At 49.6% G+C, this 19,372-nt stretch carries 14 protein-coding genes and 3 pseudogenes; 15 read left to right on the forward strand and 2 right to left on the reverse strand.

What is annotated here, in order from left to right; translation table 11 throughout:
- Nucleotides 1-45 precede the first annotated feature (45 nt).
- The 4 genes and pseudogenes from R50912_RS17000 to R50912_RS17010 all read left to right on the forward strand — a co-directional run bounded on the left by R50912_RS17000 (nucleotide 46) and on the right by R50912_RS17010 (nucleotide 5,172).
- A complete protein-coding gene (locus R50912_RS17000) occupies nucleotides 46-1,356 on the forward strand; it encodes an ABC transporter substrate-binding protein (protein WP_042236563.1) in 1,311 nt (436 codons plus the stop codon).
- Between the two features lie 92 nt (nucleotides 1,357-1,448).
- A pseudogene (locus R50912_RS17005) lies at nucleotides 1,449-1,595 on the forward strand (phosphonate ABC transporter substrate-binding protein); the annotation flags it as partial.
- A 1-nt stretch (nucleotide 1,596) separates the two neighbouring features.
- Nucleotides 1,597-1,722: pseudogene (locus tag R50912_RS35925) on the forward strand (phosphonate ABC transporter, permease protein PhnE); the annotation flags it as partial.
- Between the two features lie 153 nt (nucleotides 1,723-1,875).
- Entirely contained in the window at nucleotides 1,876-5,172 is a 3,297-nt protein-coding gene (locus R50912_RS17010) for a chitinase N-terminal domain-containing protein (protein WP_042236568.1), read from the forward strand.
- A 151-nt stretch (nucleotides 5,173-5,323) separates the two neighbouring features.
- Here the strand turns inward: R50912_RS17010 and R50912_RS17015 are convergent, their stop codons facing one another.
- Nucleotides 5,324-6,913 carry a bifunctional metallophosphatase/5'-nucleotidase gene (locus tag R50912_RS17015; protein WP_042236571.1) on the reverse strand — a complete coding sequence of 530 codons (1,590 nt, stop codon included), beginning with the start codon at nucleotides 6,911-6,913 and terminating at the stop codon, nucleotides 5,324-5,326.
- A gap of 222 nt (nucleotides 6,914-7,135) precedes the next feature.
- Between R50912_RS17015 and R50912_RS17020 the strand changes: the two genes are divergently transcribed.
- From R50912_RS17020 to R50912_RS17035, 4 genes and pseudogenes are all read left to right on the forward strand, one after another.
- Nucleotides 7,136-7,816, forward strand: coding sequence for a MarR family winged helix-turn-helix transcriptional regulator (locus R50912_RS17020; RefSeq protein WP_052416413.1), 681 nt, complete (start codon nucleotides 7,136-7,138; stop codon nucleotides 7,814-7,816).
- Between the two features lie 244 nt (nucleotides 7,817-8,060).
- Nucleotides 8,061-9,413 carry an MATE family efflux transporter gene (locus R50912_RS17025; protein ID WP_042242564.1) on the forward strand — a complete coding sequence of 451 codons (1,353 nt, stop codon included), beginning with the start codon at nucleotides 8,061-8,063 and terminating at the stop codon, nucleotides 9,411-9,413.
- A gap of 120 nt (nucleotides 9,414-9,533) precedes the next feature.
- Nucleotides 9,534-9,902 (forward strand): annotated as a pseudogene (locus R50912_RS17030) (chromosome condensation regulator); the annotation flags it as partial.
- Between the two features lie 114 nt (nucleotides 9,903-10,016).
- Nucleotides 10,017-10,205, forward strand: a complete 189-nt coding sequence (locus R50912_RS17035; protein ID WP_042236572.1) for a hypothetical protein — start codon at nucleotides 10,017-10,019, stop codon at nucleotides 10,203-10,205.
- Between the two features lie 47 nt (nucleotides 10,206-10,252).
- Here R50912_RS17035 and R50912_RS17040 read toward each other — a convergent pair whose 3' ends face one another.
- The gene (locus R50912_RS17040) at nucleotides 10,253-10,825 is read right to left on the reverse strand and encodes a TetR/AcrR family transcriptional regulator (protein WP_042236573.1); all 573 of its coding nucleotides are present in this window, start codon (nucleotides 10,823-10,825) and stop codon (nucleotides 10,253-10,255) included.
- Nucleotides 10,826-11,012: 187 nt separating this feature from the next.
- On the opposite strand from R50912_RS17040, the gene R50912_RS17045 reads away from it, so the two are divergent.
- The 7 genes from R50912_RS17045 to R50912_RS17075 all read left to right on the forward strand — a co-directional run bounded on the left by R50912_RS17045 (nucleotide 11,013) and on the right by R50912_RS17075 (nucleotide 19,314).
- Nucleotides 11,013-11,876, forward strand: a complete 864-nt coding sequence (locus R50912_RS17045) for an alpha/beta fold hydrolase (RefSeq protein WP_042236575.1) — start codon at nucleotides 11,013-11,015, stop codon at nucleotides 11,874-11,876.
- A gap of 135 nt (nucleotides 11,877-12,011) precedes the next feature.
- The gene (locus tag R50912_RS17050; protein ID WP_042236577.1) at nucleotides 12,012-12,878 is read left to right on the forward strand and encodes a hypothetical protein; all 867 of its coding nucleotides are present in this window, start codon (nucleotides 12,012-12,014) and stop codon (nucleotides 12,876-12,878) included.
- 154 nt (nucleotides 12,879-13,032) lie between these two features.
- Nucleotides 13,033-14,835 carry a spore germination protein gene (locus R50912_RS17055; RefSeq protein ID WP_081956540.1) on the forward strand — a complete coding sequence of 601 codons (1,803 nt, stop codon included), beginning with the start codon at nucleotides 13,033-13,035 and terminating at the stop codon, nucleotides 14,833-14,835.
- Complete coding sequence (locus tag R50912_RS17060; protein ID WP_042236580.1) at nucleotides 14,832-16,025, forward strand: Ger(x)C family spore germination protein; 1,194 nt, start codon at nucleotides 14,832-14,834, stop codon at nucleotides 16,023-16,025. Before R50912_RS17055 ends, R50912_RS17060 begins: the two co-directional genes overlap by 4 nt.
- Before the next feature lie 461 nt (nucleotides 16,026-16,486).
- A complete protein-coding gene (locus R50912_RS17065) occupies nucleotides 16,487-17,743 on the forward strand; it encodes a right-handed parallel beta-helix repeat-containing protein (RefSeq protein WP_052416419.1) in 1,257 nt (418 codons plus the stop codon).
- The gene (locus R50912_RS17070) at nucleotides 17,740-18,549 is read left to right on the forward strand and encodes an AAA family ATPase (protein WP_042236581.1); all 810 of its coding nucleotides are present in this window, start codon (nucleotides 17,740-17,742) and stop codon (nucleotides 18,547-18,549) included. The genes R50912_RS17065 and R50912_RS17070 overlap by 4 nt, the downstream gene beginning before the upstream one ends.
- 99 nt (nucleotides 18,550-18,648) lie before the next feature.
- Entirely contained in the window at nucleotides 18,649-19,314 is a 666-nt protein-coding gene (locus R50912_RS17075; RefSeq protein WP_269322115.1) for a glutamine amidotransferase, read from the forward strand.
- Nucleotides 19,315-19,372: the final 58 nt, after the last annotated feature.

Genomic DNA, 19,372 nt, shown 5'->3' on the forward strand with positions numbered 1-19,372 from the left:
CATGTTGAATACCAAATACAGCAGTTCATGGAGGAGAAACGAATAATGAAGGTATGGGGAAAAAGAGTAACTCCGCTGCTCGCCACTGTTGCACTGACTGCCGTTCTTGCAGGCTGTGCCACCACCGAAGCCGAATCCAGTGTAGCGGCCTATGAGAAAGGGGATTCCGTCCTCGAGCTGAATTTCTGGACTTCTGCCGTGGAGGATGTGAACCAGAATCTGGTGGACCAGTTCAACGAGACCAAGGGAGCCGAGCTGAATATTCATGTGAATGCCGAATATCAGGGCGATTATTGGGAAATGCAGCAGAAGATCAACGCTGCAGCCATAGCGGGTACGCTGCCGAATGTTTTTATTGATGAAGTGGCGATGACTAAGGGATTTGCCGACAGTGACATTATTACCAACCTCGAACCGTTCATGGAAACGGACAAGTTCGATACCTCGGATTTCAAAATCGGCGACCTCGGCAACCTGTATCTGGGCGAGGATCTGTATGCCTTTCCGCATATGCGGAGTGTTCCCGTGATGTATGTAAACAAGACGCTTGCCGCTAAAGAAGGGCTGGATCCGAACGGCCCGGCGACCTTTGCCGAACTGGAGGCCTATCTGCAGACCGCATATGATGCTACCGGCCAGCCGCCGATGTACCTGTTCAACTATGACTTCTGGGTGATGGAGGCGCTGCTGCATTCATACTCGGATACCCATGTGGTCAATGAGGATGAGACGAAATCCAACATCAACAGCGAAGGCGCAGTGAAGCTGATCACCTTCATTGAGGATCTGGAATCCAAGGGTCTCATCAAAGTACTCGGAGTCACAGACAAGGATGCCTACTATGCCTCCATTGCCAATCCGGGCACAGCGCTGATTTTCTCCAGTGTCGGCGGCTACAAAACGTTCGCCGGTATGGCCGCGGAGAGTGGAATAGATCTCGGCGTATCCATGATCCCTACCGGAGAAGACGGCAAACGGGGCGTGCCGGTCGGCGGATCGAATACGTATCTGGCGAATACGGGAACGGATAATGAGAAGGCGGCCGCTTTTGAATTCATGAAATGGCTGTCGGATACAGAGCAGGCGGCGTATGCTTCTGCCAATACGGGATATCTCCCGACCCGTCTAACCTCCCTGGACACGGAGCTGATGAAAGAGACCATTGCCGCCTTCCCTGGCTACAAAGTCGCTTCCGATGAGCTGGAATTCAGCAAAATGCGTCCTATGACCGGTACGTATCACGAAATCGAAGATCTGATGGGCACACGCATCAACGATATCTGGCTGGAGAACCTTCCGATACAGGAAAGCCTGGACACCCTTGCTAAAGAGGTGGATGCAATTCTGAACCGCTGATAATGAATGAAGTATAAAGCAAGCAGAGCTGTGAACCTCCGGTGACGGGAGAATCGCTGTTCTGCTTTTTGAGTTCACTGCGGCTGGTTTCTGCACAATTTATTCTGACCGCAACGCGCGCCGGACTCTCCAATGATTCTGAGAATCCGAAGGACTGGAATGACAACAAGCCTACTGAACCTACGGATACACAGGCAACTTATTACCGTTCACTCTTAATCGCCGGACCTACTGCAAAGAGGATATACGACATTTGAGAAAGTTCGTTTCGGAATCCTTCCGTAGCTGATGTCCATCTTCCTCTCGGTTACGATTTATCGCTTCGATATGAATATGCGAGAGGCGTCCATTCTCAGACTGGTTGGCACAACTGATCTCTTTTATAGGCCAAAAGTATATTTTACAACAGTTTACATAAATCTATCTTTTTTCTAATTCTTTTGCTATAGCATAGTAGACGGCAAGCAGGTGGACATTTATGGTAATTGCTCGCCGGACTATGACTTAAGGAGGAAGGGTATGAAGGAGAAGCATTCAGTTTGGAAAAAGAGGCTGATGAACTGCACTCTTGCAGTGGCGGTAGCCGTACCACTTCAGCTGTTCGCGTTCGGGACCGGTTCGACGGTATACGCAGAAGGACCAAACGATCCTGCACCGTACATTGAGGCCAAAGTAGTCAATGGGCATGCAGGCCAGAAGATTCTGTTCGACAACACCCATGAGCAGACTGCGGGAGCGGCCGATTGGGTGATTGACGGCGCTTTTTCAGACTTTGGGAACGCCCTTGCCCAGGAAGGTTATGATGTAAAAGAACTCCGCAAGACGACTCCGGTAACCTTGAATGATCTTTCCGGTTATGATGTCTACATTGTCGCCGAATCCAATGTGCCCTACAAAGCAAGCGAGCAGCATGCGATGGCAGAGTATGTGGAGAACGGCGGCAGCATTTTCTTCATCGGCGACCATTATAACGCCGACCGCAACAAGAACCGGTGGGACGGCTCTGAAGTATTCAACGGCTACCGCCGCGGAGCGTGGGACAATCCGGCCAAAGGCATGAATGCCGAAGAGACCGCTTCGGCTGCTATGCAGGGCGTGGTCAGCACCGACTGGCTGGCGGAAGAGTTCGGTGTCCGCTTCCGGTACAATGCGCTTGGCGACATTAGCGCGACCAATATCGTGGCTCCCGCTCAGGCCTTCGGCATTACAACGGGCGTATCGGCGGTAGCCATGCATGCCGGCTCCACGCTGGCTATCCTGGACCCGGCCCGCGCGAAAGGGATTGTCTACCTGCCTCCAACCAGTGCAGCCTGGGCCAATGCCGTAGACCAGGGGGTCTATAACGGCGGCGGTGTAGCAGAAGGCCCTTATGTGGCGGTAGCGAAAAAAGGAGCCGGCAAGGCCGCCTTCATCGGTGATTCTTCTCCTGTAGAGGATGCGACACCAAAGTACCTGCGGGAGGATACCGGTGCCAAGAAAACAACTTACGACGGCTTCAAGGAAGTGGACGATGCTACGCTGCTGGTGAACACCGTCAACTGGCTCGCCGAGCAGGAGAGCTATTCAGATTTCACCCAGGTGAATGGCCTGACACTGGATCAGCCGACGGCACTGCTGCCGTTCGAGGAGCCGGCACTATCCGCCGAGCCACAGCCGGAGCCTTGGGCAGAGCCGAATGCCGGCTACAAATGGTATGACCGCAGCACCTTCAGAGCAGGCTCCTACGGCGGACCAGCTGCTACTGCAAGCGCGGTTTACAGCTTCACGCATCAGGCAGTGCTGCCGAATGCGCAGAATTTCCAGATTCGGGTAAGTGCAGTTAATCTTCCTGCAGGTACAACAGTATCCGGCTTCCAGGTAGGCATCTACCAGGTAAGCGGCGGCGCCCAGATTGCCAAGATTCAGAATACCGACGGAACCTGGCCGGGCAGCTATGGATACAGCACCTCATTTAATCTGACCGCTGATCTGAACGGTCATGCCTACAAGGATCTGACGGTACAGATCAAACCGGGCTCCACAGCTGCTTCCAATCTGCGCCTGCGCCAGAACAGCACAAACCTTAAGACCGAATCGGTGATGCTGGGCAATGTTCCTGCAGAGCCGCTTCCAGCCGAAGAAGATCCGATTCCGGCCACAATCTCCATCAGCGACTCCCGGGCTAAGACAGCCGGGTCATTGGTAACAGTGGAGGGAACCGTGACGACGGAGCCGGGAATCTTCGGCGGACAGTCTTTCTATTTGCAGGATGAGACTGGGGGGGTATATGTCTTTCAGAATCAGAGCGGCTTCCACGCGGGTGATAAGGTCAAGGTGACCGCGTCCACCGCGTTATACAATACAGAGCTTGAGTTATCCGAAGTCGTGCAGATTGCGAAGACCGGTACGGCGGTACTGCCGCAGCCGGTTACGGCCGGCAAGGTGAATGATGCCAACCAGGGCCAGCTGCTTCAAGTGAACGGTGTGACGGTGACGAATATAATCAGCGCTACGCCAAGCGGTTCCTTTGAATTCGACGCCGTCAACGATGACGGGACAAGCAATCATGTGCGCGTGGATGCCCGGACAGGCATCACCAAGGACGGCTTCCCTTATACAGAAGGCCAGAAGCTTAATATTACAGGTGTTTCTGCAATCTTCAAAGGCATCTATCAGCTCAAGCCAAGAAGCCTCGGTGACTTCACCGTTGTAGAAGAAGAGGCGGCTCCAGTAACAACGGCAACGCTCTCAGCTGAACCTAATGAATCCGGCTGGATAAATCAGGCGGTAAAGGTTACCCTGAAGGCAGACTCAGATACAGCAGATGTCTATTACTCGCTGAACCGCAGTAAGGAAGCTGTATACAGCACACCTGTGAACATCGAGGAAGACGGACGACATACGCTGACTTACCATGCAGTGCCGGGAAAGGGCAAGCCGGAAGAGGCCAAGACACTCAGCCTCAATATTGATACGGCTCCACCGGTAGCCGAACTGAAGGAATCCGGCCATGAGGTGAGAGATGTAGAAGAAACGTCGCAGCTCAACTTTGATTTAACTGCTGACGATATACTCTCAGGAATTGCTTCGCAGCAGCTTTTATTAGATGGAAAGCCGATTACGGAAGACCAACCCCTGAGCGCCGCAGATGTAGGCGCCGGGTCCCACACCGTGAAATACACCGTGAAGGACGCGGCCGGCAATATGGCTGAGAAGAGCTACACGTTCCAGGTTGCGGGCGGCGAGGTGCTGGCAACGGGTGAGCCGGGACAGGCGGTGCTGTCTTCCAACAGCCGTTATGCTTATGGACTAAGTGATGGCAACTATACGGTAACCATGAATATGTGGTGGGGCAATAACGGCACGAGCTACAAGCTCTATGAGAACGGTACACTGATTGATTCCATAACGCTGAAGGATGTATCACCGGCCGCCCAGACGGCAGGTACAGAGCTTCACGGCAAAGTGAACGGCACTTATGTGTACACTGCGGAGCTGACGAACAAATATGGCACAACCAAGAGCAAGCCGCTTACGGTCACCATCAGTGACTCCGTTCCAGGCAAGCCGGTACTGTCTGAAGATAACTGGGATGGGGACGGCACCTATAAGGTATCTATGAACCTGTGGTGGGGGACCAACGCCACTGAGTATCGATTGTATGAGAACGGGCAGCTTATCGACTCGCAGCCGCTGAACGCCAATACACCCTCAGCGCAAAGCGCAGTGAGTGCAATCAGCGGACGCGCTGCCGGTGTGTATGAATACAAAGCGGAGCTGATTAACGCAGCAGGTGTGACTTCCAGTGATACGATCAAGGTAACAGTTCTCCGATAAGAAGGGGCTGTCTCAAAAGTGGTTTTTCTGCGAGTAGAGACAAATCCTTCTCATTTTCAAAACCGCGAAATGTCAAAAGAGCAGCACTCCCGTCACTGGAGAATTGCTGCTCTTTGTATTCTACCAGAAAGGCAATTTCAACATTTCAATATCAATAGATAACCTTCCAGTTATCGTTACATACGGAAGCGATCACACCATGTTCCCGGATATATTCAGTAAGAATTTCTGTCATGTCAGTAGGTATCTCCCGTAAGACAGGTTTTCCTTTCAGCATGTCAAAGTTGCCGCCGCCTCCGGCGCGGTAGCTGTTCATCACTACATCGAAGCTGCTATCCGGATCCAGAGGCCTCCCGTCCCGTTCAAGCCTGACAACCCGTTGCCCTGGAGGTTTAGAGATATCCAGCAGGTATTCAATGCCTTCCCACATATCGTAGTTAAAGTGCTGCGGCTTAGGTTCCAGATATTCACGTGATACCCGCAGGCCTCCCTGTGCCGGATCGAGCTCGAAGTAGCAGGCGTTCTGCTCCAGTGCCTCGCGGATATCCCGGCCGCTAAGACGAAGGACCTTGAGCGTATTGGGATAGATGTAATTGGATACGACGTCACGCATGGTAATGTTCTCACTGAAACCTCTGGCTTCATTGGTGAAAATCACCGCACAGGAAATCCCGGCGCCAGTCACCGCCATCTGAACCCGGTTAATGAACTCTGTGAACGGGTGGTCAGCCATCCGGGCAGAGAACGGATCGGATATGGACAGATCGCCCTTGGTCTTACCAATTGGTTGATCAAGCCACTTCTGCGTTGCATCCTCATCCTCCGAGAATAGAGCAAGCAGTTTCTCGTCGGCTTTTACCGTCTCGTCAACCCTCAACAGCTGTGTAGTTTTGCTTTGCAGAGTCCAGCCGTTCTCTGTTCCCGGTACGAACTCCAGCACAGTCTTGCTCATTGCCTGTCCGGTGCTTCCCGGCTGGGCGAAGGCGACACCGTTAAGTTCTCCGGCCAGCAGCCGGTGCTGATGACCGGTCAGCAGCACATCCATACCTGTCAGCTGCCCGCACATCGCATAACCTTGATTCTCCCCGGTCAACGGCTCTGTCGGATTTCCAGTCAGCGGATCACACTCGAATCCGCCATGGTAGGAGACCACAAGCGCGTCGGGCTGTTCGTTTTTACGGATATGATTAATCCAGCTCCGGGCAGTCTCAAGGGCGTCCTTGAATTCCAGTCCGGCGATGTTAGCCGGATTCTCCCAGTTAGGGATATAATGCGTTGTGACCCCAAGCACCGCAATACGTATCCCTTGGGGGAGAGTGAAGATACGATAGGGCAGCCCATAGGCAGGCAGCCCTTCATCGTGGCTCACGATATTCGCAGAAAGCCAAGGGCAACCGGAATCCGAGATTACTTGATCAAGCAGCTCCAGACCGTAATTGAACTCGTGATTACCGGGCACAACAGCATCGTAGCCAAGCGCGCGGAGTGCCCGTGCTGCCGGATGCTTGCCGCGGCGGACTAATTTGGTGTAATGATACATTAGTGGCGTACCTTGAATAAAGTCTCCGTTATCCAGCAGAATCAATGCAGGGTCCAGTTCCCGTTCTCTCGCAATTAAGGTCGACAATTTGGCAAGACTAAGCGGCTTATCGCCGGGTCCGCGGTAATCCGTCGGGTACAGGTGACCGTGAATATCGCTGGTATGTAGAATTGTCAAAAAGACGGATGGTGAGGGTGTCATCGGGCCATAACTCCTTTTGTACATGGATTGTTGTACATTTAGTATAACGGGCTTGTTCCAGATTATTGTTAACTCTGTATTCGATGAGGAGGAAATATATTAACGGTACCTGTAAAATACCTTTGACAAATCCAACAGGTACCGTTATATTATTAACAACAGGTACCTGCACATCAATTAACAGGTACCATTAAAACAATTGAAGGAGGTTTCAACACGAGTATGAATACAGAATTATACGACAAGCTTGCGAAGCTGCAATGGCTGTTGCAGAGACAGCATCTGAAGAACCACGCCGCTGTTGGCCCTATGGCAGATACGTCACGGGGACAAGGGAGGATCATGGCGTTTCTCCGGATGAAGGACGGAATCAGCACCAAGGATTTATCCTATATGCTGGACATCCGTGTATCCTCGCTCAATGAATTGCTTGCCAAACTGGAGAAGGCCGGATATATTACCCGTCAGCCTTCCGAGACTGATAAACGCATTATGCTGATCTACCTGACGCCGAAAGGGCGGGAGGAAGAAGGGCAAGAGGTTGAGGGCGGCAGCATATTTTCAGTCCTGTCTCCAGAAGAACAGGCAGCTTTCGGGGAATACCTGGTCCGCGTCATTTCAGCCTTAGAGGAAGAGCTTGGAACAGATGCAGATCGTGACGTAATGGCTATGTGGATGCAGGCCGCTAAGGAGCGCATAGGATCAGAGGAATTCGACAAGCTGATGGCCATGCGCGGACAAATGAGCAGAATGTGGGGAAACATGGATGACGGACGCTTTAGCGGAAGATTCCCCGGATTTGGCCGGGAAGGTCAAGGCGGCGGCATGAACGGGTTCGGCTGGCCTTCCAGAGATGGAAGAGACGGCTCGAAGGACAACTCCAATGATTCGGATGACAAGTAAGAGCATTTTCTATTAAACAGCAGCAGCGGCGCTGTCTTTCCCATAGAGCTGAAGGCAAAGGCAGCGCAATAAAGATTTTATCAAATAGGGTCTGGGAACTGACGATTAGTCATCACCCGCTCACGAAACCCGCATGGTCATTTGTTACGGGTTTGTTTGCTGCGGCGAGAAGTTCGTATTCAATCAATAGTTAGAACTCTAACTAATATAGAGACTAACATACATGAAGAAAGTGGTGAACCGCATGGATACAGAAAACCTCCATTACTTTGAACAAGCACCTGTCGCAAAAGCCGTAGCGCACTTCGCAATACCAATGATGCTTGGAACTTCAATGAGTGTCATCTATTCCATCTTGAATGCATTTTTCATTGGAACGTTAAATAACACTGCCATGTTAACCGCACTTGCCTTAACCTTACCGTTATTCGCAGTCATTATGGCGCTGGGCAACCTGATTGGTGTCGGAAGCAGTGCCTTCATATCCCGTTTGCTGGGAGAGAAGAATACGGCTGATGTAAAGCATGTTTCTGCATTCGCCTTTTACAGCAGTCTGGTTCTCGGTCTTATCGCTATGGCCGCGGGAATCCCGCTCATCAATTCCATCGTTCACGGCCTGGGGGCAACGCCTGACTCCTTCGGATTTACCAAGGACTACGTCACCATTATGCTTATAGGCTCACCCTTCGTACTATTGTTCTTCACGCTGGAGAGTGTTGTACGCTCGGAGGGAGCTGCAATTACATCTATGATCGGTATGCTGCTTAGTGTGGCCGTGAATATTATTCTCGATGCGCTGGTCATCTTCGTCTTCCACTGGGATATAATCGGCGTTGCGTCAGCCACGGTCATTTCTAACATGGTTGCGAGTGCTTACTACGCCTATCATATAGGATTTAAGAGTCCATTCTTAACGATCTCCATGAAACAATTCAAGGCTACCAAGGTCATTCTGGGCAATGTATTCAAAATCGGAGTTCCCGTCTTTGTGATGAGTCTCTTCATGGGTGCCATGTCGCTTATCTTTAACCGTTTTCTGGTTGAGTATGGGGAGCAGGCTATTGCGGGCTTCGGGATATCCTCACGTTTGCTGCAATTCCCCGAATTAATTCTGATGGGCTTAAGTGAGGGAGTCGTCCCGCTTATTGCATTCTCTTTTACAGCCAACCGATTGCGCATGAAGCATACCATTCAATTCACCATTAAAACAATTCTGGCGTTAGCTATCTTGTTCGGTGTTATTGTCTACCTGATCTCTGACCACTTAATTGGTCTATTCACGAATGACCCGCAATTGATTGAAATGGGCAGCTACATCCTGCATGTGACCTTCTTGTCTTTGTTCATTACAGGTATGACGACGCTATTCACGGGGATCTTCCAGGCAACCGCACAAGGGACCGCCGCCTTCATTATGTCAGTTATTCAAGGAATTACTCTGATTCCTGTGCTCTACATCGCTAACCGGATGATCGGTTTCCACGGGGTAGTCTGGTCCCTGGTCATTTCCGATGTCGTGGCGTTCCTGGTCGGAGCCATCATGCTGTATACGCTGCGGAACAAATTGCAGCCGGATTTGATGAGTTTAGCACAGTAGGATCTGGGATCAGCGCTTGATAAGGCAGCCAAGGATAGATAATCTAGAGGGAGCCGCAATAATACCGAAATCTTCAATGAAGGAGCCAGATTCATGAATGTGGTGGAAAATGTGTCTTCCATAGCAGCTGGTTACCGTCACACTGTCCTGCTTAGGCCCGATGGGGCGGTAATGGCTGTGGGCGACAATAGATATGGTCAATGTGACGTAAACGGCTGGCAGGATATCGTGGCAATTGCTGCAGCTAATGCCCATACAGGGAATTCACATACCCTCGGACTCAGATCGGACGGTACGGTGGCCGCTGTGGGCTGGAATAAGCATTATCAATGCGAGGTAAGCGGCTGGCACGATATCGTGGCGGTTGCGGCAGGCTGCGCTCATAGTGTTGGCCTTAAGACAGATAGCACGGTGATGGCTGCTGGTGATGATACATATGGTCAATGCGAGGTAAGCAGCTGGCCTTTCGGACAGCTGGAGGACTATTGAGAGCAGGATGAAATACGAATAAATCATACGAATAAGGGCATTGTAATCAATGGAAAAGTTGATAAAAGATGATCGTAAATCGCGGCATTTCGAATTCCCCGGGAGGTTAAGACAATGATAAATCAGGATCCGCAGGAGCTTCTTCGTCTAAAGCACGAGCAAGATGAGCACAAAAAGCAGTTCACCAATTTTGCCCGGAGTGTCAGCGCCCATGGCGAGGCAGAAGCCGGCCAGGAATTTAGTGTTGACCGTGTGCCTGACGATCAGAACCGTATGAAATCTGTAGAGAACAAACGGGATTAACTTAAAAAGTTAAATGAAGCCGGTCCCTTTTGGGACCGGCTTACTCATTATTTGCTTTGCAGATAATAATCAATGATCACCCTGGCGGTTTCCCGAGCATGCTCCGCAGGCTTAGGATCAGTCTGCAGCATGGCTGCAGTAATCGCGCCTTCCACTAACAGAGACAGACCGCTGGATAAAGCTTCGCGATTCACAGACGGACATTCACTAAGAACAGAATCGATGTATTTTTTCATAAAAGCTTTGTAATTACGGGCCGCTTCATAGTAAGGATGGGAGTGATCCATAAATTCCGCTGCCGTCTTAATGTACACGCAGCCATTAAATTCCGGTTCTTCGAACCATTCTCCGAGCATATCGAATACAGCCAATAATTTGTCCCTGGGTGTTTTTGCGCTCTTATTGACTGAGTCTTCGAACCGTTTTCTCCATTCGTCATCGTACTTCATGAGATAAGCAAGGACAAGCTCATCCTTGGAGCGGAAATGATTGTAGAGCGTCATTTTGGCTATGTTCGATTCAGAGACAACCTGGTCTACACCGGTAGCCCGGATTCCCTGTTTATTAAATAAATCGGAGGCGACAGTTAGGATATGTTCTTTTTTACTTTTATTAGCCACAGGATTCCCTCCGGTTCACAGTATTTAAAAAGTATACAGATCAGTCTATCTATTATAAATGGCCCACGGTTCGTACGCAAATGATAAATCTAAAAAAATAACTTGTAACTATACAGACCTGTATGTATACTATTGAGTATCGGAGCAGACATTCTGTTAACCGGTAACAGACGGGGAGGTAAGTTCAATGACTATACAATACAATTATGAACAAGTTAATGGTTTGAATATTTTTTACCGCGAGGCAGGGAGCAGAGAGAAGCCTACACTTCTTCTGCTGCATGGATTTCCTTCGTCATCGCATATGTACAGAAACCTTATTCGTGAACTCGAAGGCGAATACCATATCGTTGCTCCGGATTATCCCGGTTTCGGGAACAGCGATCAGCCGTCAACTTCAGAATTCACGTATACCTTCGACAATCTTGCCGTGCTGATCAATGCATTCGTTGAACAATTGAACCTGAACCAATATATCCTTTATGTTCATGATTACGGTGCTCCGGTAGGCTTCCGTTTGGCCCGTATGCATCCGGAACGCGTTCAAGCCATTATTTCACAGAACGGAAATGCTTATGAAGAAGGAATCGGAGAGTCCTGGGCACCGATGCGTGCCTTTTGGAATGATCCCGGGAATCCGGCCAGTCTTGAAGGTATGCTTAATCTGCTGACACCGGAACTGACGAAATATCAGTATGTGAATGGAACCCGTAATCCTGAGGCCATAAGCCCTGATAACTGGAATATGGACCAAATTGCCCTGGATCGTCCGGGGAATCAAGACATTCAACTGGCCCTCTCTTACGATTATCAGAATAATTTGAAACAATATCCGGTCTGGCAGGAATACTTCAGGGATTTCCAGCCGCCGGTGCTGGTTGCATGGGGGAAGAATGACTTTTTCTTTGGACCGGAGGGAGCCTTAGCCTTTCAAAAGGATTTAAAAGATGTGGAGGTTCATTTGTTAGATACAGGGCATTTCCCGCTCGAAGAGGATTTAGAGCTCAGTGTAAGCCTTATCCGGAGTTTTCTTAAAAAAAAGTTAAAATAGCATATCGTAATGGATAAGCATGAGAATGGAAAGACAAAAAACTTTTCATTACCATATAACCCATATATTGATTATATGGAATATTATGGAATAATCTGGTTAATAGCGCGCTAAAAAATGAATAGAGGGTATAAAATGAGAATGAAAAAGATTTCTCTTGTATTAACCATACTATTTCTTGTTTTTAGCGTGGAAATTAATCCGAGTGCCTACGCTATGGAGCTGTCTTCCTCCAAAACTATGGATAAATACGAGGAGATTGGTAAGGAATTTCTGAAGGAATATTATTATTCTTTTGATATGAAGCAAGACATGAATGTGTCCAAATATATTAAGGACGAAAATGTGCTCCAATATGTCGATTTGAAGCATGATATTATCAAAAACAGAAATGTTCGTTTCTTTTTCTTGCATTATTATGATCGGGACAAAGCCGCTTCAACCCAGGCTGCCGCAAATCAAAATGAAGTTATTATTCCAGAGATTGACTTACAGAAAATTGATGATTTCTTTATTGGCTCTGAGCCTCCGCACCTTATTTATGCAGATAGAGATAAGGTAATATTTGAAACCACGGGCGGAGTGTATGTTTATGATATGAAGGGTAAGTCTCTTCTCAGATCCTTCGATACCGTCTCATTCGCATCAGAAAGTTACTCGAACGTACTACGGAGTGCTTTTGCTACGCAAGACGGAAAGCAGCTTATTTTTATCTTTAGTAAAGGACCCGGATATGTTGCTGCCTACCGTTATTCCTTGGAAGATAAGTTTATGAGTGAATTAACCGGGAAGGAATACGCAGAGTATCTTAAAAAAAGATTTGAATACAGCTATCTCGATCCCGGTGATGAACTGTACCAAAAATCCTCAGGCCTCATAATCACAATTTCCGGCTCAGAATATGTTTATTTAACGTTTCAGGACTGGAAAGTGAGTACAATCAACGTGGTTTATGTGCAGGATGATAAGGAAACGGTCTACAGCATGTTTACCAGCAAATAATAAGCACCATTCCTGACAAGCGAGTCCTCCGTGACTCGCTTTTTTGATGTGAAATAGATTCAGAAAAACGGTTGAATTCGTCTTAATTAGCATATGTGCATGAATTATCCAGCATCGGCCAAAATAAGGGTTACGATCAGAGGGGGTGTTTGTGTTGTGGAAGAACATAACGGGTTACATTCCCGGCTGGAGTGTGTGTATGCAGGCACTTATTATTTTTATTGCTCCGGTCATTTTGACAAGATTCATGCTGTGGCTTCGCGCTAAGGAAGGCAAGGCCAGTACCCGGGGAAGACGGGCTGAAGGGCAGAAGGGCGGAGGCGTGCCAAGCTCCGAGGATACCGGTGAAGCGGAGCAAACCAGTGATGCTGTGAAAAATAATAAGATTGTTCCTTCAACTACTTCGCAGAAAAATCAGCAGCCAACGTTAACCTATACCGGACAATTTCAGCAGGATTTACAGACCTTTAGGGAGATCAGCGCGGATATGTCGGATGTAAATGTACGGGAGCTGCGTGTAGGCATCCTGCAATTGAAGGCAGCGCTATTCTTTCTGGACGGCCTCACCGACAAGGATGGGATGGACCGCAATATCCTAAGGCCGCTGATGAACGCAGCACGGCCATTTGAAGGGATGGACACTCCGCCTGATCCGGCGCGCCTGAAAGAAATTATTGTCCATCAGGTGATGCTGGTCTCGGAAATTGAATTCACCAATCAGCTGGATATGTCGCTCAAAAAGGTGTTATTCGGCTCTGCGGTGCTGCTGATCGAAGGAATGAACGAGGTCTTCATCCTGGGAACGTCTAAAGGGAATACAAGAAGTGTGGAGGAACCGATCTCGGAAGCGCTGCTGCGCGGCCCGCGAATCGGCTTCACGGAAGCGCTGAGCGACAATACGGCCATGCTTCGCAGGCACGGACAGAACACCAATCTTGCGATGATTTCTTTCACGGTCGGGGAAAGAGTCGAGAAAGAGCTGATACTAACCTACATTAAAGGGATTGCTAGTGATGAACTGATTGCCGAAATCACCCGAAGAATTCATACGATTAATATCGATGATGTGCAGGAATCCGGATATATCGAACAGCTGGTTGAGGACAATTATCTCAGCCCTTTCCAGCAGGTTCAGAATACGGAACGGCCGGACCGGGTGATGGCTGCACTGCTGGAGGGGAGGGATGCCATTTTGCTTGACGGCACACCGTTTGCGTTAATCATGCCGGTGACGTTCGGGATGCTGCTGCAATCTCCCGAGGATTATTATGACCGCTGGTTCTCCGGCTCCTTGCTGCGGATGCTGCGCTTCTTCGCCGCCTCCGTATCACTGTTTGCTCCGGCGCTCTATATTTCCTTCCTCTCCTTCCATCCCTGTCTGGTTCCAACCAAGCTTGCGATTTCGATCATGAGCTCACGCCAAGGGGTTCCGTTCCCGACCTTAATCGAAGCGCTTATTATGGAGATTTCGATCGAAATCCTGCGTGAGGCGGGCCTGCGTCTGCCTAAGCCGATTGGCCCGGCCATGGGTATCGTCGGCGGTCTGATTATCGGCCAAGCGGCGGTCGAGGCTGGGATTGTCAGTCCTATTCTGGTTATTGTCGTTGCCGTTACAGCGATCTCTTCCTTCTCGGTACCGATGTACAGTGCAGGGATCACCCTGCGGTTTCTCCGCTTCTTCGCGATGTTCTTCGCTGCTACCTTCGGGCTGTATGGTGTAGTGCTGTTCTTCCTCCTGCTGGCCAGTCATTTGATTAAGCTGAAGAGCTTCGGCGTGCCTTATCTGAGCATAATCACGCCTAACCGGATGAGTGATCTTCGCGACTTTATTATCCGGGTACCGCTCCAGTTGATGAAGCGCTTTAGTACAGGACTTGGCAATTGGGCAGTCGTGCTCTTCGGACTGATCCCGCTGCCACTGCTGCTCATTGCTTATTTCCGGAGAGCCGGTTCATGAAGCACTGCATTCTGCTGATTGTGTCCATCGCTCAAATTGTGCTGTTAACGGCCTGCTGGAGCAGTACACCGATTGAGAATTTGAATATGGAAGTGGCGGTAGCGCTGGATGTGGCAGATGAGACCGTTATTGAAAAGAAGTTCGATGGTAAATGTGGAGACTATTCTAAACGTGACCGGATATCGGCGACCTATCAATTTATTGTGCCGCAAGGCGCAGTAGGCTCCAAAAAAGAAGGGGCTGCTTCAAGAAATTTCTACAATATGACCGAGACCGGCGATTCTATCTTCGAGGCCATCCGTGAGCTCTCGCTGCGCACTAACCGCGAGCCGATCGGACACCACCTGAAGGTGATTGTCATTGGCGAGAAGCTGGCCCGTTCCACGAAGCTGTCGGAGCTGATTGATTTCTTCAGCCGGGATAATGATATCCGCCCGAGCGTGCTGGTTCTGGTCAGCAAGGGAAAGGCCAAGGATGTACTGAACAATGTGCTGCCCGGCCAGACACCCGCCTTTGTGCTCGAAGGCATCTTCGGCAACCGTGACCGGAGCCTGCGCATCTGGGACCCGGTAACTATTACCAAGATTGTTGGCCCTTTGCGCGGCAAGAAGAGCTTTCTGCTGCAGAATGTCATTGCTGCGGAGAATGAAATGAAGTTTGCCGGAGCCGGAATCATTGACGGTGAGTCGGGCAAGCTCAGCGGTTTTTTGAGCGAGAAGGAACTGGAGGGTGTTGTCTGGCTGACTGGTAAGGGTAAAGGCGGTGTGCTCAAAACCCACAAGGATGATACCGGCAGGCTGATCACCTATGAGGTGAAAGCGATGAGCAGCAAAATCGAGGCCGTTGTGGAGGATGGTCAAATTTCGTTTAATGTAAAGATTGAATCGAAAGGCAGATACGCCGAAACCTTCTCAACGGCCGGGGAGCGCTTGGATGCAGCTTTTATGAGACAGGATGATATGGAGCTGGAGAAGGAAGTAAGGGAGCTTGTAGGGACCGTGGTTGCCAAAATGCAGCATGAGCTGCATGCCGACATCGGCGGATTCGGTAAAACCCTGAGAATTCAGCATCCTGAGGCTTGGCGGAAAGTGAAGGCGCATTGGGATCAGACGTTCACCGGGCTTCCGGTACACCTTGAGGTTAAGCTGCAAATCGAAGAGTATGGTGCCTCCGGTACAGCGACAGACTGACCTGAAATACCGCACACAGATCCTATCCGGGTCTTTTTTTTTGCTATATAGCTCTTTTACATAGAACACGACTCTCTTGGTTTGTCTTGATCAGGGTTATCAACTATGATAATCAATGGAATGAATTACCGCAATTATATAGAAGTATAGTTGAGAGGACGGCAAATATGCTCAGTAACTTCCGGCGATCCGCCATTTTTCTTTGTTTGCTTATGACATGGGGATGTTCCGGCAGCCAGAATCCGACGCAGCCGGATATAACCTCCCCAATCTCTTCAAATCAGCGAATTACACCAGCTCCTCCAACTGTAAACACAAATCCGGAGGATGCCGCAAATACCTATTACATATCTATAGCTGGAGATAACACTAACCCGGGAACGATAGATTCGCCCTGGAAGACGCTACAATATGCTGCCGATCATGCCGATCCGGGTAGTTACGTCTATATTCGCGGAGGCGTGTATCATCAGAAGCTGCGCATCTCAAGAGGAGGCTCAGCGGCAGCGGGATCTATCGTGTTCGCCGGATATCCTAATGAGACAGCAGTCCTTGACGGGGAAGGCCTGCCGGTTAACGGGCTGGAAGGCCTTATCGAGATCGGTCAGGCGGGCTATGTAACTATTAGGGAACTGGAAATTCGCAATTATAAGACGTCAACCAGAGGTGAGGTGCCTGCAGGTATCTATATTCACGGCTCAGGGAAGTTCATCTCGTTACTGAATAACCGCATTCATTCCATCGCCAATACCGCCAACCCTGAGGGGGACGAGCTTTCCGGCAGAGATGCTCACGGTATAGCGGTGTACGGTACTGAAGCAGACACAGCCCTGGTTGGCCTGACCATTGACGGCAATGAAGTGTATGATTTGGTCCTCGGTTCCAGTGAAGCGCTGGCTGTGAATGGCAATGTGGATGCTTTTGCGATTACGAACAATATCATTCATGACAATGACAACATCGGGATTGACCTGATCGGCTTTGAAGGCACGGCCGGAGATATGGCGGTAGATCAGGCAAGGAACGGAACGGTTCGGGGCAATGTAGTCTACGGGATTTCATCCAATAGTAATCCGTCATACGGCGCTTCTGTGCCGAACGGCAGCAATGCAGCGGGCGGAATATACATCGACGGGGGCAGGTCAATCCTTGTCGCGGAGAATCGCGTATACGACAATGACATAGGGATTGAGCTTGCTTCCGAGCATAAGGGACGGCTAACCAGCGGCATCACGGTACAAGACAACCTGATCTACCGCAATCGCCTGACCGGCATTGCAATGGGCGGTTATGACGGGGAGCGCGGCGGTACCAGCGATAGTACGGTTGTATCCAATACGCTGTACAAGAATGACCTCTTAGGCGACGGCAATGGACAATTGTATCTGCAAGCGAACTTAAGCGGCAATACGATTAGTAAGAACATTATTGTAGCTGGGGATTCCAGCGTCTTTATCAGCAACGAATACACGAGCAACCGGAATACCACGGTGGATGGTAATCTTTATTACGCTGAGGCTGGTGCGGATGAGGCGTTCTGGCTCTGGAAAAAGAAACCTTACACCAGCTTTGCCGCTTACCAGCGCGGCTCAGGCAACGATTCCGGCTCACGATTTGCCGAGCCGCTATTCATAGATGCTGCCCGTGATGACTTCCGGCTGAAGCCAGATTCACCGGTAGCCGATGGCGGAGCTACAGAAGAAGGAGCACAGCCATGATTTATTTGCGGAGCTTTAAGCTGTCTGATGAAATCGAGCGTAATCCCAACATCTACCCTGACCATGTATTTAAACATATCGCTGGAGAGGTGCTGCTGTTTGACCGGATCACGGTGCTCTATGGCAATAACGGCAGCGGTAAATCCACGTTACTTAATGTAATTTCGGGCAAGCTGGGGATTCCGGGAGCCGAAAGAATGACCAGCTATGGGCATAGTATTTATGCTCAGCGGTTTATAGAGAGGAGCAGCTATCAGCTCGGGCAGGATGAGCAAGAGCGTGCAATCAGGCGGCTTCCAGAAGGAAGCCGGTATCTGAAATCAGAGGATATTTTATATGAGATCAAGAAGATCCAACAAGCTTCCGTACTGCGTGAGGGACTGTTATATGAGCAGATGAATAAAGGGATGAGCAAAGAACAGGCAGCAGAATATGAAGCAACGTATGCATTTAAGAAGAAGCTGGACGACATTCAGTTCTCGCAAGAGAAATATTCGAATGGCGAAACATCCATGCAATTTTTCGAGGAACATCTGCTGCCTGGGCATTTGTACTTACTGGACGAGCCGGAAACATCACTATCTCCAGCCAATCAGATAAAAATAGCGGAACAAATCAATGAGCTGGCGCGTTATTTGGACAGCCAATTCATTATTGCTACTCATTCACCCTATGTTCTAGGCACACTACAGGCAAAAATATACAATCTCGATGCAAGGCCGCTTCATACAGCAGAATGGTTTGAGCTGGACAATGTCCAATTCTTTTATCAGTTTTTCAATAAGCATAAGCAGTTGTTTGAATGAGAGTGTAAGAGGTTCTTAGATAGTGAAATGAGTGGAGAATAGTATGACAGCTTTACATCCACCAAGTATGAGGAAGGGGCCACTTACCTGCTGTCCTGTCTGCGCAAAGAGGGAATTGAAGTAACCTATATGCCCGCCCATGAAGTCCAGGTCCGGTTTCCCCAGTCGCTTGAAGAGCTTAAAGCCTATGAAGCCATTGTCATCAGTGATGTAGGAGCGAACACATTCCTGCTGCAGAACCCTACCTTCTACCAGATGCAGATTATCCCCAACGCTCTGGATCACATCAAGCAGTATGTCGAAGAAGGCGGCGGTCTGCTGATGGTCGGAGGCTACCTGACCTTTATGGGTATCGAAGGTAAAGCGAACTACACGAATACGGTACTGGCCGAGGTGCTGCCGGTTATTATGCAGAACGGCGATGACCGGGTTGAGATGCCGTCAGGGTTCTCTCCTGCAATCGCCAAAGAACATCCGCTTGCAGGCTACGGCGAGTGGCCGAAGCTGCTGGGATACAACAAGCTGGCGGCCAAGCCCGATGCCGAGGAGCTGCTGAGCCCTAACGGTGATGCCATTCTTACCGTTGGCACTTACGGCAAAGGCAGAACCGCAGCCTTTGCCAGCGACTGCTCACCGCACTGGGGCTCCACAGAATTTATGGAATGGTTCAGCGTTCTTGGCAAACCTCGTCAAGTCGTTGAAGCAGATTTGACATCAGATTTTGACGGAGAATTCATTGTACAGCAAGAACAGCGTCTTCCGTAACCGGAGGATGCTGTTCTTTTTTATATTACTTTAGCCTTTTAAGTTATTACCAAATTCA

Origin of the sequence: Paenibacillus sp. FSL R5-0912, from assembly GCF_000758605.1 — a bacterium.
Taxonomy (GTDB): Bacteria; Bacillota; Bacilli; order Paenibacillales; family Paenibacillaceae; genus Paenibacillus_AQ.

What these genes read in the sequence shown, in the direction of transcription:
- R50912_RS17050 (WP_042236577.1), top strand. Translation starts at nt 12,012, where the DNA reads ATGAGAATGAAAAAGATTTCTCTTGTATTAACCATACTATTTCTTGTT.
- R50912_RS17035 (WP_042236572.1), top strand. Translation starts at nt 10,017, where the DNA reads ATGATAAATCAGGATCCGCAGGAGCTTCTTCGTCTAAAGCACGAGCAA.
- R50912_RS17010 (WP_042236568.1), top strand. Translation starts at nt 1,876, where the DNA reads ATGAAGGAGAAGCATTCAGTTTGGAAAAAGAGGCTGATGAACTGCACT.
- R50912_RS17000 (WP_042236563.1), top strand. Translation starts at nt 46, where the DNA reads ATGAAGGTATGGGGAAAAAGAGTAACTCCGCTGCTCGCCACTGTTGCA.
- R50912_RS17045 (WP_042236575.1), top strand. Translation starts at nt 11,013, where the DNA reads ATGACTATACAATACAATTATGAACAAGTTAATGGTTTGAATATTTTT.
- R50912_RS17060 (WP_042236580.1), top strand. Translation starts at nt 14,832, where the DNA reads ATGAAGCACTGCATTCTGCTGATTGTGTCCATCGCTCAAATTGTGCTG.
- R50912_RS17070 (WP_042236581.1), top strand. Translation starts at nt 17,740, where the DNA reads ATGATTTATTTGCGGAGCTTTAAGCTGTCTGATGAAATCGAGCGTAAT.
- R50912_RS17015 (WP_042236571.1), bottom strand. Translation starts at nt 6,913, where the DNA reads ATGACACCCTCACCATCCGTCTTTTTGACAATTCTACATACCAGCGAT.
- R50912_RS17020 (WP_052416413.1), top strand. Translation starts at nt 7,136, where the DNA reads ATGAATACAGAATTATACGACAAGCTTGCGAAGCTGCAATGGCTGTTG.
- R50912_RS17025 (WP_042242564.1), top strand. Translation starts at nt 8,061, where the DNA reads ATGGATACAGAAAACCTCCATTACTTTGAACAAGCACCTGTCGCAAAA.